General features: G+C 71.8%; 9 protein-coding genes. 5 read left to right on the forward strand and 4 right to left on the reverse strand.

The genetic code is table 11. The annotated features are described in order from the left end of the window. Positions 1-6: 6 nt before the first annotated feature. The 4 genes from Phou_RS50675 to Phou_RS26855 all read left to right on the forward strand — a co-directional run bounded on the left by Phou_RS50675 (position 7) and on the right by Phou_RS26855 (position 3103). A complete protein-coding gene (locus tag Phou_RS50675) occupies positions 7-561 on the forward strand; it encodes a class I SAM-dependent methyltransferase (RefSeq protein ID WP_178134981.1) in 555 nt (184 codons plus the stop codon). Then, positions 462-950 carry a hypothetical protein gene (locus tag Phou_RS26845; protein ID WP_371872201.1) on the forward strand — a complete coding sequence of 163 codons (489 nt, stop codon included), beginning with the start codon at positions 462-464 and terminating at the stop codon, positions 948-950. Before Phou_RS50675 ends, Phou_RS26845 begins: the two co-directional genes overlap by 100 nt. A gap of 129 nt (positions 951-1079) precedes the next feature. Further along, complete coding sequence (locus Phou_RS51295) at positions 1080-1775, forward strand: GtrA family protein (RefSeq protein WP_218579212.1); 696 nt, start codon at positions 1080-1082, stop codon at positions 1773-1775. Then, on the forward strand, positions 1676-3103 hold the full coding sequence (locus Phou_RS26855; RefSeq protein ID WP_218579213.1) for a BNR repeat-containing protein: 1428 nt from the start codon (positions 1676-1678) through the stop codon (positions 3101-3103). The genes Phou_RS51295 and Phou_RS26855 overlap by 100 nt, the downstream gene beginning before the upstream one ends. A gap of 500 nt (positions 3104-3603) precedes the next feature. Here Phou_RS26855 and Phou_RS26860 read toward each other — a convergent pair whose 3' ends face one another. From Phou_RS26860 to Phou_RS26870, 3 genes are all read right to left on the reverse strand, one after another. After that, positions 3604-4290: a class I SAM-dependent methyltransferase gene (locus Phou_RS26860; RefSeq protein ID WP_173060473.1), complete on the reverse strand. Its 687-nt coding sequence runs from the start codon at positions 4288-4290 to the stop codon at positions 3604-3606. 8 nt (positions 4291-4298) lie between these two features. Continuing rightward, positions 4299-5129 (reverse strand): glycosyltransferase domain-containing protein, encoded by an 831-nt coding sequence (locus Phou_RS26865; RefSeq protein ID WP_173060476.1) that lies wholly within the window; start codon positions 5127-5129, stop codon positions 4299-4301. A gap of 134 nt (positions 5130-5263) precedes the next feature. Further along, positions 5264-5974: an AfsR/SARP family transcriptional regulator gene (locus Phou_RS26870; protein ID WP_246273882.1), complete on the reverse strand. Its 711-nt coding sequence runs from the start codon at positions 5972-5974 to the stop codon at positions 5264-5266. Between the two features lie 294 nt (positions 5975-6268). Between Phou_RS26870 and Phou_RS26875 the strand changes: the two genes are divergently transcribed. Further along, positions 6269-12718, forward strand: a complete 6450-nt coding sequence (locus tag Phou_RS26875) for a type I polyketide synthase (protein WP_173060481.1) — start codon at positions 6269-6271, stop codon at positions 12716-12718. Positions 12719-12746: 28 nt separating this feature from the next. Here the strand turns inward: Phou_RS26875 and Phou_RS26880 are convergent, their stop codons facing one another. After that, positions 12747-14078: an FAD-dependent oxidoreductase gene (locus Phou_RS26880; RefSeq protein ID WP_173060484.1), complete on the reverse strand. Its 1332-nt coding sequence runs from the start codon at positions 14076-14078 to the stop codon at positions 12747-12749. Positions 14079-14147: the final 69 nt, after the last annotated feature.

Below are 14147 nucleotides of genomic sequence, written 5' to 3' on the forward strand. Positions count from 1 at the left end.
GAGTTCGTGCTCGACGACCAGCGGTTGCGCAACGACATCTGCTGGTCGCCGTTCCGGCCCGGCAACGCGGCGATCACGGTGCGCTACGCTGCGGCGGTGAGCGCGGTTGAAGCGGGCAAGCAACGGATCGCCGGCGTCTTCGACCGGGCGGCACCGACGTACGAGCAGACCGGGGTGGCGTTCTTCGACCCGATCGGCGCGGCCCTGGCCGAGCGGGCCGGCCTGCGCGCGGGCGAGCGGGTGCTGGACGTCGGTTGCGGGCGCGGTGCCAGCTTGCTGCCCGCCGCCGAGGCCGTCGGTCCCTCCGGAGTCGCCGCCGGCATCGACCTCGCTCCGGGGATGGTCGCGGCCACGGCGGCGGAAGCGCGGCGGCGGGGCTTGACGCAGGTACACGTAAAGGTCGGTGACGCCGAGGCCCCGACTTCCCGGATGCCTCCTTCGACGCTGTCCTCGGCGGCCTGGTGCTGTTCTTCCTGCCCGATGCGGCGGCGGCCGTGCGCGCGTACGCCAGGCTGCTGCGTCCGGGCGGACGGCTCGTGCTCAGCACGTTCACCGAGGTGACCGACGCCGACAAGGAGTGGTTCCAGCACCTCGGCGCGGCGCTGGGGCCTTACCTGCCGGCATCGCCGGAGCCGGCGCCGGGCTCGCCACCCCCGCCAGAAGCGCGACTGCGCACCCAGCAGTCGCTGGCCGACGTGCTGACGGATGGCGGGTTCAGCGACCTGCGGTTCGCCGAGATCGCCCATCGCACCGTGTTCGCGAGGCCCGAGCAGTTCTGGGACTGGCTCTGGTCGGCCGGCATGCGGGGGATGATGGAGAGCATCGCGCCGCAGGACCACGACGCGGTCCGCACCGCGCTCACCGCCCTGGTCGCCGAGCGCCTACGTGCCGCGGACGGCACCCTCGGCTGGACCACCTCGATCCGCTTCACCACCGCTCGCCGCCCTTAGCTCGCTGCTGCCGTCGCGCTGACGCGGGCTGAGCGCGCGTGTCAACGCGCTGTAGGTGAGGTGTCAGGAGCGGCGTCGATTGTCGGTGCGCACGGCGGACGTTCGAGCCGCTGAGCACCGGAGTGGACGATGCAGCAGTTCGACACCCCCGCGCCCGCCGCGGTCGGGCCGTTCGGCTCTTTTGTCAGGTTCGTGATGTTCGGCGGCGGTGTCGGGCTCGCCTGCAGTGCCGCCGTGCCGCTGGTGGCCACGCTCATGCCCTGGGTGATCGCGAACGCGCTGATCACCGTCGCGTCCACCCTGCTCTGCACGGAGCTCCACGCCCGGTTCACCTTCGGTGCGGGTCGGCGCGCGCAGTGGCACCAGCACGTGCAGTCCGCCAGCTCGGCGCTGGCCGCGTACCTGGTCACCTCCGCTGCCGTCCTCGTCCTGCACGCGGTGCAGCCGTCCGCCGGCATGCGCTGGGAACAGGCCGTCTACCTCAGCGCCTCCGCGCTCGCCGGAATCGGGCGGTTTCTGGTCCTGCGCCTGTACGTCTTCGCCCGCGGCCGCGCGGCCGGCACCGACCTCGACGGCCCGTGGCGACCGGCTGACCGCGAAGTGGCCGGGTCGGCGCCGGCCGCTGGGCGTGGCGGCTCCGCATGCGGAGGCAAGCGCCCTATCTTGAAGGGGCATTTAGGACATTCCACCCGCGATGCTGGGCATCGTCCGAGGAGGCTTCGGCGTTGGTCAGTGGTCCCGCGCGCGCCCTGGCAGCGGTACTCGTCGTCGCGGTCCCGTGGCTCGGCACCACGCCGGCCGCGGCCAGTCCGGCGCCGCCCGTGACCCGCCTCGGCGACACCCAGCTCGATCCCACCGGTCTCTACTTCGTCTCCTACAACGGACTGGTCAACGGCACCTCCTACCAGCAGCACGGCCTGATCACCCACGGTGGGTTCCAGTACGCGGCGTGGTACACCGGCAGCCGGCACGCCATGGTCGCCCGGCGAGAGCTGCCCACCGGCGCCTGGGAGACAGTCCGCCTTCCGCACCAGCTCAGCACCAACGACTCGCACAACTCCATCTCGCTCGGAGTCTCGCCCACCGACGGCCGGCTGCACGTGGCGATGGACACCCACAACAACCCGATCTTCTACGTCAAGTCCGAGCGGAACCTCGTCAGCAACCCGGCCCGGGTCAGCTGGTCCGCCGCCCGGTTCGGAGCCCTGCAACACACGCTCGACGGCGTTGACCTGGGGTCCATCACGTACCCGCGCTTCGCTGCCGCGCCCAGCGGCGAACTGCTGTTCAGCTACCGCACCGGCGTCTCCGGCAACGGCTGGTCCGAGCTGGCCGAGTACGACGGCACCTGGCACAAGCTCGGCAAGTGGTCCTCCGCGAGCGGCGCCTACACCTTCCACAGGGCCACCAGCAACACCCGCAACATGTACCTGCACGGACTCACCTACGAACCCGGCGGACGGCTCCATGCCGCGTTCACGTGGCGGGAAGGCAATCCGGCCGTCCTGTGCCACCGCGGCGGCGTCACCAACCACGACACCGGCTACGTCTACAGTGACGACCGCGGCAGGACCTGGCACAACGGCTCCGGCACGCGCGTGGCCACCACGGGCTCCGGCACGCTCGTCGGGATCCGTTCACCTGGGCTGGTGGTCGATCCCCTCGACGTCGACCACGGGCTCATGAACGACGAGAGCCAAACCGTCGACTCCACCGGCAACCCCCACGTGATCATCAGCTACGTGCCCGGCCGCTTCACCGGCTGCGTGACCGACTTCGCGCGGCAAAGGCGGTCTCACGGCAGGGCCCTGCACCTGTACCGCGACGCCCAGCGCAGGTGGCACAAGAGGGAGCTGCCGGTGCCGCTCAACGCGTACGGACGTTCGCAGATCGTCCTGGACGCGGCCGACAACGCCTACGTCGTCATGCCGTACGGCCGGATCGTCGCCGCCAGCAAGGCCACCGGCTGGACGGACTGGACGCTCCGCTTCGACGGGGCAGGCCTCGACGCCCACGGCGAGGTGGTCGTCGACCGCACCCGGACCGCCGACGGCGTCCTGTCCGTCCTCTACCAGCGGCGTTCGACCGGCACGACGCCCTCACCGGTCCGGGTGGCCGACTTCCGCCTCGGCCTGATCGACAGCCGCCACTAGCCTAGATTTCGCTTGCGGTGCCGCTTGTGCCCGACGGCTCGGCGGTCTTCAGAATCCAACCCGAATCAGATGCGAGCTACCGCGATGTCCGCTGTGGTCCGGACCGTTGCTCCCGCGGCCTCACCCTCCGCGTCCGACCAGCTCACCCCGCTCCCGCAGATCGTGGAGACTTAGCCCTCGACTTCGGAGTTGGGTCTACCTCCCGTGCGGCAGCTTCCTGTGTCTTCCCAGCTCATGGTTCTTTCGAAGCGGGAGTGCACGAGTCCGCCCGCAGTTCGGCGCCGTCGTCGCGGTCGGTGACTGTCGATCAAGTACAGGCGGTGTGAGCTTCGAGATCTTGGTGGGTTAGCGCGCCATTTCGACGCTAGCTTGCCAAGATCTGCCGGAGCGGGCTCCTGGGTTGAGCTGGGCGACTGCGGAGGGTGAGGCGGCGACCGCGGGCCTGGCGGCAGCTCACCTCTAACTCGGACCACCTTGACGCCGAAAGCTCGGTCACCCGCTCATACGGTGAAAGCGGCTCCGGGGCGGCCGATGCCGATGCGGCCGTTGGCGAGGCGGCGTTCGAACGTGACGTCTAGCTCGCTCTCCCAGCGCTCCATGATGTCCTGCTCGCCGCGGCGGTCGATGTCGTCGAGAACGATGGCGTAGTCGTCGGCGAACGTCGAGGCGAAGAAGGGGCCGGCGGGGTACCGGGAATGTTCGTACCCGGCCTGGTAGGCGGGAGGGCCGTCGACGACGAGCAGGTCGATGGGCTGGCCCGCGGTCATCTCCTTGAGGGCGCTCTGCTCGTACCAGGCGGCCTCCTCGTCCGGCCACACCGACTGGACGGGCACCAGGGGAGCGTGCACCACGGTCACGACGTCGTCCAGGCCCTCGCTCGCCAGCTCCCGCGCGAGCAGGTCCGCCCAGCGCTCGTCGTGCTCCACGGTCCAGATGTGCCCGCCGCGCTGTCGCAGCAGGCGGCCAATGTAGAACGTCGAGACACCGCTGCCCAGCTCGACGACGAAGCTGCGCCGGTTGACGAACATCTCGTTGAGCACCGCGACGACCCCGCTGGGCCGCATGGCACTCGTGCTCCACGGCAGGTAGCTCGACGACAGCGGAGCCAGCGCCTGCATCGCCAGCATGTCGTTGCGCTGGAGCTCGCCGCGCTGCAGCGTTGTGCGCGCCCGATCGTCGTAGTTCATTTCCCCGTTCAATGCCGCAACACCCCAACCAGCCAGGAGGGCAACTGTCCTTCGTCGAGCAGGTCCAGCACCACCGCCTTGGTCAAGGAGGCGGCGAAATGAATCTGGGCCGCGCCGCTTGGTGACTGCAACCGCGCCTGAAGTCTCGCATGCTCCCGGCGATAGCTGGCCGCCTGCTTGCCGTTGGCGCGATAGTCGCTGGTCCAGCGCGGCAGCTCGCAGAAGTTGGCCACAGCCGGCGCGAAGTTTTCGAACAGGGCCGCGCCGTTGTCGAGGCCGACCATGTCGGGCTCGAGGAGCTGGACGAGCGTCCAGTAGTACTGGTCGCTGAAGCCGTAGACCTTGTCCGTGTCGAAGTCGTGCGTCCGCAGGTGCCGCAGGAGTGGGAAGTGCTCGCTCGGAGGCTCCGGGTACTTTGCGCAGAGCGCCAGGATGTCGCCGGCCAGCCCGATGAAGCCGCCGCTGTTGAGGTACGGGTAGGGGCGGACGGGTGGGTCCTTCTGGATCGCGAGGCCGATGTGGCCCATTGGCCAGCTGTTTCGCTCGGCGCTGAAGACGACCGGGTGGGAAAGGCCCGCGTGTGTCTTTCGGACGTACTCCTCGCCCCGGATGAACAGCGTGTCGTACGCATCCGTGAACATGACCAGCTCATCCGGGGCGGCGGACCGGGCGAGATAGTCCGTCAGGACCGCTCGCTTGTCTCTGGGCCTGAATGACTTCTTGGTCGCATGCAGGACAACCAGATTGAGCCCCACCGCCTCGCAGGACGGCATCAACAGTCTAGTGAGGAAGGGATGCTCAAGGTCGCTCGCAATTGTTACAACCTTCATCCGCGGCATCCAATCGTGCTGGCCAGACAAGTGCCAAGCTACCCATCAATGACCATCGCTGTCGAGAAGCGAGACGTGTTGTCGAGCCGTCCTCGAGCCGGTTCGCCGCCGGCGCGGGGTGATGACTGTCTCGTGTGGACGCTTCAACGGCCGCGGGTCTGCCGGAGTATGAGATGGTCGAGGACCTGGGTCAACCCGTCGTCGCGCGGCGCCACCTCCAGCACCGGATCCTCGGCCAGGATCGCCTGCTGCAGCAGGTGCAGCCGCTTGGACGGCTCCAAGCCCAGCTCCTCGACCATGGTGGCCCGCAACCGGTGGAACGCCGCGAGCGCCTCCTGCCGCCGCCCGCTGCGGTGCAAGGCCACCATCAGCTGCGCGCACAGGTTTTCGTTCAGCTTGTGTTCGGTCATCAGCATGGTGAGTTCGGCCAGCACGTCCTGGTGGTGGCCGAGCCGCATGCGCGCCTCGATGCACTGTTCCAGCGTGTGGAGACGGACCTCTTCCAGCGCCTTCAGCCGCGGCTCGGTGACCGTGCCGGCCCGGATGTCGGCCAGCGCCGGGCCTCGCCACAGGTCGCGGGCACGCGTCAGCAGCGTTGCCGCTTCGAGGTTTCGACCGGCGGCGAGCGCGCGTCGCCCGGCCGTGGCGAGCTGCTCAAAGGTCCGCAGGTCGAAGTCGGCGGAGTCGACCCGGAGCTGGTATCCGCCGGGCACGGTGACCAGCACCCGCTTGGCGACCTCGCTCACCGCGGCGCCCAGCAGCCGGCCCAGGCACTTGCGGACCTGCAGGACGTATGTCTGCAGCGTCGTCTGCGCGCTGATCGGCGGGCTCGTACCCCACAGGTCCTGCGTCAATGCAGAAGCCTGCACCGTCTGATCTGCGTTAAGCAGAAGCAGCGCCAGCACACTACGTGGTTTCGGGGCTGTTGGTGCGACGGTGTGACCAGCGTGGCTGAGCACAAGTGGACCGAGGATTCGAATTTCCATACCCACCCCCGAAATCGATACGAAACATTACATCGATGGGCCCGACCGAGAGGCTAGCTCGTTTCACCGCCGCTGTCCGCAGTTGCTCAAGTCATTTCCTAGCAACGGCCGGAAGACTCGGGTCGGAGCCATCACACGACGCCGACACGAGAGGCGAGACGGATGACCAGACGTGGCAGGTCGGCACAGTCGAAGGTCTCGACGCCGACCGGGACACCGGTTGCCGTGGTGGGCATGGGCTGCCGTTTCCCGGGCGCCAACGGGCTGGCGCAGTTCTGGCAGCTGCTCAGCGGTGGTGGTGACGCGATCATCGAGGTCCCGGCGAGCCGATACGACATCGACGCCTACCACGACCCGCGGCCGGGTACGCCGAATCGGATCGTCAGCCGTGGCGGTGGCTTCCTCGACCAGATCGACGAGTTCGACGCGGGCTTTTTCGGGGTGGCGCCGCGGGAGGCGGAGCGCATGGACCCCCAGCAGCGCCTGCTGCTGGAGACCGCGGCCGAGGCAATGGCCGACGCCGGACTGACCCGCGAGCGACTGTCCACAGTGCGCACGGGTGTCTACATCGGTGGGATGTCCTCGGCGTACGGGCACATGCTGGACGACGCCGGAGTGCTGGACCTGCACGCGGCGACCGGCGGTGCGCGCAGCTTCCTGTCCGGCCGGGTGTCCTTCGCCTTCGACCTGCGCGGGCCCAGCGTGTCGGTGGACTGCGCGTGCTCTTCCAGCCTGGCGGCGCTGCACCTGGCGTACCAGAGCGTCCGCAACGGGGAGACCGGGCTGGCGCTGGCCGGCGGGGTCAACCTGGTGATCTCGCCCGCGGAGACCATCCCGTTCTCGGCGGCCAAGATGCTCGCGGCCGACAGCCGGTGCAAGTTCGGCAGCGCCCACGGTGATGGTTTCGTGCGCAGCGAGGGCGTCGCGGTGCTGGTGCTCAAGCCGCTGGACCGGGCCGAGGCGGACGGTGACGCGATCCACGCCGTGATCTACGGGTCCGCGGTCGGCAACGACGGCCAGTCCGGCGGATACCTGCTCACGCCGGCCCAGTCGGGGCAGGAGGAGACGCTGCGCGCGGCGTACGCCGACGCGGGCGTGCCGGCCGGGCAGGTGGACTACGTCGAGGCGCACGGCACCGGCACCGCCGCCGGTGACCCGGTGGAACTCGGCGCCCTGGGCGCGGTGCTCGGCGACGGCCGGGAGGCGCAGGCACCGTGCCTGGTCGGCTCGGTCAAGACAAACATCGGCCACACCGAGGCGACCGCTGGGCTGGCCGGGTTCATCAAGGCGGTCCTCGCGCTCCAGCACCGGGAGATCCCGCCGAGCCTGCACGCGGAGGAGCTGACCGACGCGGTCGACTGGGAGCGGCTGCCACTGCGGCTGGTCCGCGAGAGCACCCCGTGGCCGCAAACCGGCCGGCCGGGTCTTGCCGGGGTCAGCTCGTTCGGCATCTCGGGGACCAACGCGCACGTGGTGCTCGGTGAGTACCAGCCGGCCGCGCCGACCGCACCCGCCACCGGTGGCGGAGACGAGGCGCAGCTGCTGGTGCTCTCGGCGCCCACCGAGGACGCGCTCGCCGCGCTCGCCACCGGGTACGCACGGTTCCTGGAGCCGGGCGGCGCCGGGCGGGAGCTGCCGTTGCGCGACGTGTGCTTCAGCGCGGCCACCCGGCGCGATCACCACGAGAGCCGGCTGACCGCGGTCGGTGCGACGCCGGACGAGCTGGTCGAGCGGCTCCGGGCGTACGCGGCGGGCGAGTCCCGGCCCCGCCTGGGTGCCACGGCCTCCGCGCCGGTGGAGGACGGCCGGCCACAGACCGTCTTCGTCTTCCCCGGACAGGGCTCGCAGTGGGAGGGCATGGGCCGCGAGCTGCTGGCCAGCTCGCCGGTGTTCCGGGAGGTGCTCACCCGCTGCGACGAGGTGATCCGGTCCGAGGTGGGCTGGTCGGTGCTGGACCGGCTGACCGGGGCGGCGGACGCCCCCGCGTCGATCGACACGATCCAGCCGACCCTGTGGGCGATGGAGACCGCGCTCTGCGCGATGCTGCGGGACTGGGGCATCGAGCCGGACCATGTGGTGGGGCACAGCATGGGTGAGGTGGCCGCGGCGTCCGCCTCCGGCGCGCTCAGCCTCTCCGACGCGGGTGCGGTCATCTGCCGGCGCAGCCGGCTGCTGAAGGCCGTCGCCGGGCAGGGTGCCATGTACTCGGTGGAGCTGTCCGCCGCCGACGCGCAGGCCGCGCTGGCCGGCCACGAGCACCTCGTGTCCGTGGCGGTGAGCAACAGTCCCACCTCGACGGTCATCTCCGGCGACCCGCAGGCGCTGGCCACCATCGTCAAGGGCCTGGACGAGCGCGGGGTGTTCTGCCGGCAGGTCAAGGTGGACGTCGCCTCGCACAGCCCGCAGATGGACCAGCTGCGCGATGATCTGCTGGCCAGCCTCGGCGGGGTGATCCCACGGGCCGGGCAGATCCCGCTGTACTCCACAGTAGACGACGCGTCGTGTGACGGCTCCGGGCTGGATGCTGCCTACTGGGTGCGCAACCTGCGCGAGCCGGTGCGGTTCGGCGCCGCCGTGGCGCGCCTGGCCGGACAGGGCGAGACGGTGTTCGTGGAGATCAGCCCGCACCCGATCCTGCTGCCAGCCATCCGGGAAGCCTTGGCGCTCACGCAGAGCGGCGGCACGGCTGTCGGGTGCCTGCGCCGGGACGAGCCGGAGCGCGCCAGCATGCTGGACACCGCCGGCGCGCTGCACCGGGCCGGATGTCCGGTCGACTGGCACCGCGTGTTCGGCGAGCCGTCGCCCCGGTACGTGCGGCTGCCAGCCTATCCCTGGCAGCGCCAGCGATACTGGCTCGCCCCGCCCGCGGCCGCGCCCGCCGCCGACCGGGGGGCGCGGCATCGCGTGGAGCGGGTCGTCGACCTGGACCGCGAGCGGTACCTGCTCGACCACCAGGTGCAGGGCACCGTGGTCATGCCCGGCACGGCGTACGTGGAGATGGTGCACGGCGCCGCCAGCCAGCTCTGCGGCGGGCAGGTGCCTCTGCTGCGCGACATCCGGTACCTCGACGCGCTGTTCCTGCGACCGGACGAGCCGGCGCCCGCACTGTCCACTGTGTTCACGTCGAGCGGTCGGGACACCTGGGACTTCGAGGTGACCAGCGAGGAAGCCGTGCACGTCACCGGCACGGTGACCCGGACGTCACCCGCCGAGGAGCGCCGGCTGCCGCTGGACGCGGTCCGGGCGGCCTGCCCCGACCATCTCACCGGCGCCGACTTCTACCGCCGCTTCACCGCGCGGGGCAACGAGTGGCGGGGTGCGTTCCAGGGCATCGCCGAGCTGTGGGTGGGCGACGGCCAGGCGCTGGGCCGCATCCAGGTGCCGACCGGCGTCGACCCGACCGGGTACGCGTGCCATCCGGCGCTCCTGGACGCGTGCGGGCAGGTGCTCGCGTCGCTGATCCCGGCCGAGGACCGGTCGTCCGCCTTCGTCCTCGGCAGCATCGACGACGTGGCGATCCACCCGAGCCCCGGTACCCCCGCCTGGGCGCACGCGGTCCACGTCACCGCGTGGCGATCCGACTCGTTCTGCGGCGACCTCGTCGTGTCCGACGTGGACGGACGGGTGATCGTCGAGATCAAGGGGCTGCGCCTGCAGTACCTGCAGCCGCCGGACTCGGTGCGCGACCCCGACGGCTGGCTTCACGAGCTGCGGTGGCAGCCCCTGCCGGCGCAGCCCGGCGCGGCGAGGGCGGGCGGCCGCCGCCTTGTCTTCGCCGACCGGTCCGGCGTCGGCGCCGCGCTCGACGCCGAGGTCCGGGTCTACGCGGGCGCCGGCTACCAGCGGCTCGCACCCGACCGGTACGAGATCGACCCCGCCGCGCCGGCGGAGTACCGGCGGCTGCTCGCCGACGTCAGGGCCGAGTTCGACGGCCTGGCGCCGACCGAGATCGTGCACCTCTGGGCGCTGGACGCCGACGAGCCGGACCCGTCGACGTCGGCGCAAAGCCTGGCCGAGGACGCCGAGCGCCTCGGCTGCGCCAGCATCCTGCGCCTGCTGCGGGCGCTCGCCGACGCTGGCCTGCCCGAGCCGCCCCGGCTGTCGCTGGTGACCCGGGGAGCGGTCCGGGTCCTGGACACGGACCGCGGCGTGTCGATGTGGCAGGGCGCCGTGTGGGGCCTGGGCCGGGTGATGGCACACGAGCACCGGGAGCTGCGGTGCGCCCTCATCGACCTGGATCCGGCTGGGACACCGGCCGACCTCGCCGCCGCGCTGGGCCGGGAGCTGGCCGGCGCCGGCCTGGAAGACCAGCTGGCGGTGCGCGGCGGCCAGCGGTACGCCGCGCGGCTGCTGCGAAGCACCGCCGGTGCGGGCCGGCCGCACGGCACCGAGCTCGCCCACCAGGTGCAGGCCACGACGCCCGGCATGCTGGACGGGATGCGCCTGGAGCCGGTGCCGCGGCGCGCGCCGGGACCGGGCGAGGTGGAGGTGCGTGCCGACTACCTCGCGCTGAACTACCGCGACGTGCTGGTGTCCATGGACCGGTACCCGAGCCTGTCCGACCGGCCCGCAATGATCATCGGTGAGTGCGCCGGCACGGTCACCCGGGTCGGTCCGGGCGTGGCCGGGCTGCGGCCCGGCGACGAGGTGGTGGCGATCTCGCTGGAGACGCCCGCGGCGACCTACATGTGTGTCAACGCGCATCTGGTGCGCCGGCGTCCGGCCCGGCTCACCGCGCAGGAGGCGGCCAGCGTCCCGGTCGGCCTGGTCACCGCGTACCAGTCGCTGGTACACCTGGCTCAGCTGCGGCCCGGCGAGCGGGTGCTGATCCATCACGCCACCGGCGGCGTGGGCATGGCCGCGGTGCAGCTGGCCCGCTGGCGCGGCGCCGAGGTGTACGCCACCGCGGGGAGTCCCGAAAAGCGCGCGATGCTGCGCATGATGGGTGTCGCACACGTGTCCGACTCGCGGAGCACCGACTTCGCCGACGAGATCCGGGAGGCCACCCGGGGCGAGGGCGTGGACGTGGTGCTCAACACGCTCGCGGGGGAGGGACTGCGCAAGAGTGTGGAGCTGCTGGCCGACCGAGGGCGGTACATCGAGCTGAGCCGGCGAGACCTGATCGAGGGGACCCAGCTGGACATGCGGCTGCTGGCGCGTGGCGCCTCGTTCTTCGTGGTCGATGTCGTGGACATCGGGCTCAGCGACCCGCGCCGGCTTGGCGCGATCATGGATGAGACGCTGGCCCTTGTCGAGGCCGGCCTGATCGGGCCGCTGCCGCACCGGGTCTTCCCCGCCGCCGACCTGGTGGGCGCGTTCCGGCACATGGCACAGGCCAGGCACATCGGCAAGGTACTTGTATCCACAGTGGAGCTGACCGCACCGAAGCAGGACGAGGCACCGGCCACGGCGCACCGGCCGGTCCGGATCGATCCGGACGCCGGCTACCTGGTCACCGGCGGGCTGGGCGACCTCGGCCGGGTGGTCACGGACTGGCTGGTCCGCGAGGGCGCCCGGCACATCGTGCTGACCGGCCGCACCCCGCTCGACCAGACCGGTGCCGCCGGGTGGCTGGAGGACCTGCGGCGGCACGGGGTGCGCGTGGCGTACGAGGCGGTCGACGTGGCCGACGAGGACGCGATGCGGGCGGTCGTGCGGCGCCACGAGCGGGATGGCGCGGTGATCCGAGGTGTGCTGCACGTGGCCGGCGTCATCGAGTACCGCGCTCTGTCCGATCTGGACGCCGGGACGCTGTCGGCGGTCCTGCGCCCGAAGGTCACCGGCGCGGCCGTGCTGCACCGGCTGTTCGCCGAGCGGCCGCTCGACTTCTTCGTGCTGTTCTCGTCCGGCTCGGCGGTGCTCAGCTCCCCGATGCTCGGCGCGTACGCGGCCGCGAACGCCGCCCTGGACGCGCTGGCCGACCAGCGCCGCCTGGCCGGGCTCACCGCGCTCAGTGTCAACTGGGGATTCTGGTCGGTCGGCATGCCCGCCCGGGCGGGGCAGCAGCAGGGCCGGGCGATCAACCCGACCGGGATGGACACGTTCAGCCCGCGGGAGGGCATCGAGGTGCTGCGCCTGCTGCTGGCCAGGGACGCCACCCATGGCGTGGTGCTGCCCGCGGACTGGTCGCGGTGGGCCGCCGCGCATCCGGACGCGGCCGCGTCGCCGCTGCTGCGCGACCTGCTCGCCGGCCCCACCGCCGCGACGCTGCCGCCCGCTCCCGTCACTCCGGCGCCCGCCGTGCCGTGGGAGCCGCCGACCCCGGCGCCCGTGAGCCCGCCGCAGGCCGACATCGCCGGAACCGGCAACGGGGGAACGGGCAACGGCGCGGCCGGCAACGGTGTCGCTGGCACGCTGACCGACCAGGCCGCCGTGGAACGCTACCTCGCCCAGGTCCTCGCCGACGTGCTCGGCATGTCGTCGGGGCAGGTAAACCTGCGGCGCCCGCTCAAGCGGCAGGGCCTGGACTCGCTGATGGCCGTGGAGGTCCGCACCCGGGTCCAGCGCGACCTGGGCATGATGCTGCCGATCGCGAAGATGCTGGGCGGCCACAGCGTCTCCGACCTGGCCGGCGAGGTGTTCAGCCAGCTGGGCGAGCCCGGCCACGGCTGATCACGGGGGGCTCAGCGCCAGCCTCGGATCAACCGGCCGGGCTGCGCCGCAGCGCCGCGACCGCGGTCCGGTACAGGATTCGCGGCTTGCGCAGGCGCTCCGGGCCGGCGGTCATGTTGACCACCTCCAGGAAGGCGCGGTGCACCACCTCGTCGGTGACGGTGGCGGCGAGGGTCGCCTCGAAGAGGCCACGGCGGACCCGCCAGCCGAACGGCTTCGGCGCGTTGACGTGCGGGAGGTAGCAGTCCTGTTCCGCCGAGGTGCGCCAGGCCTCGTCCACCATCCGGCGCACCTGCCGGAAGTACGGGTACGCCGGGGCGTCCACGGCACCCGGCTGCCGCAGCCAGTCGGCGAGCGCGACGGCCTGCCGCGCGGCCACCGAGATGCCCTGCGCGTACACCGGGTTGAACGAGGCCACCGCGTCACCGATGGCGACCACGCCGGCCGGAAGCCGGTCGAGCCGGTCGAAGTCACGCCGGACGCTTTCCGGGAACCGGTGCGCGTACACCTCGCTGACCGGCTCGCACGTGTCGGCCAGCGCGCGCATCGGCGCGGCCGGGCTGGCCCGGCACAGGTCGAGAAACTCGGCGAGGTCGCGACCCGGACGCCGCTCGCCGTAGCCGCTGAGCAGCGCCAGCCAGCGATCGCCCTCGACCGGCGCCAGCGAGCTGGGCCCGTCGTACGCCCGGCTGGGCGTGTAGACCGAGTACACCGCGGTGTGCCCGGCCAGGCGCTGTCCGGGCGTGCGGCGGAACAGGCAGGTCGCATACCCGAGATCCAGGACCATCCTGCGCTTGGCCGGTGGCGGGTACCCGTGGCGGGCGAGCCAGTCGCCGAGCCGGCTGGACCGCCCGGTGGCGTCCACGACGAGGTCGGCCGCGTGCCGCACGGGCTCGACCGCGCCCGCCGGCCGGACCAGCGCGCCGTCGACCCGGTCACCGGTCATGGTCAACCCGGTCGCGGTGCCGCGTACCAGCGCGACGCCCGGCAGCGTGAGCACCCGGCGCTGGATGTGCCACTCGAGGAACGGGCGCGACACGCTGACCGCGCTGCCACCGCGCACCGGCGTCTTGGGCCGGCCGTCCAGCAGCCACTGCGCACCGCCGGCGCCGCTGTTCAGCAGCTGGCCGCCCTCCCGGACCATCTGGCGGACGATCCCGGGCAGCAACTGCTCGATGGTCCGCCGGCCCAGCCCAGGCAGGTTGTGCGCCTGGCTGCCGTGCGGCGCGCCGCGCCGGATCGCCGGAGCGTCGCCGAGCTCGTCCGGCTCGACGATCCACACTTCGTCGGCGTGGTCGGCGAGCACGCGTGCCGCGATCAGGCCGGCGATGCTACCGCCGAGAACGAGAGCGGTCTTCATACGCAGTCCACATAGGACTCATCTGCCACGGCCATCCGCCTCCGCGTGACTCGGCTGTCCCGTTCCGAC

The organism is Phytohabitans houttuyneae, from assembly GCF_011764425.1.
Classification (GTDB): Bacteria; Actinomycetota; Actinomycetes; order Mycobacteriales; family Micromonosporaceae; genus Phytohabitans; species Phytohabitans houttuyneae.

Bases quoted from the DNA above. Each gene is read 5' to 3' on its own strand.
- Phou_RS26875 (WP_173060481.1), top strand. From the start codon at position 6,269: ATGACCAGACGTGGCAGGTCGGCACAGTCGAAGGTCTCGACGCCGACC.
- Phou_RS26880 (WP_173060484.1), bottom strand. From the start codon at position 14,078: ATGAAGACCGCTCTCGTTCTCGGCGGTAGCATCGCCGGCCTGATCGCG.
- Phou_RS26865 (WP_173060476.1), bottom strand. From the start codon at position 5,129: ATGCCGCGGATGAAGGTTGTAACAATTGCGAGCGACCTTGAGCATCCC.
- Phou_RS26860 (WP_173060473.1), bottom strand. From the start codon at position 4,290: ATGAACTACGACGATCGGGCGCGCACAACGCTGCAGCGCGGCGAGCTC.
- Phou_RS51295 (WP_218579212.1), top strand. From the start codon at position 1,080: ATGCAGCAGTTCGACACCCCCGCGCCCGCCGCGGTCGGGCCGTTCGGC.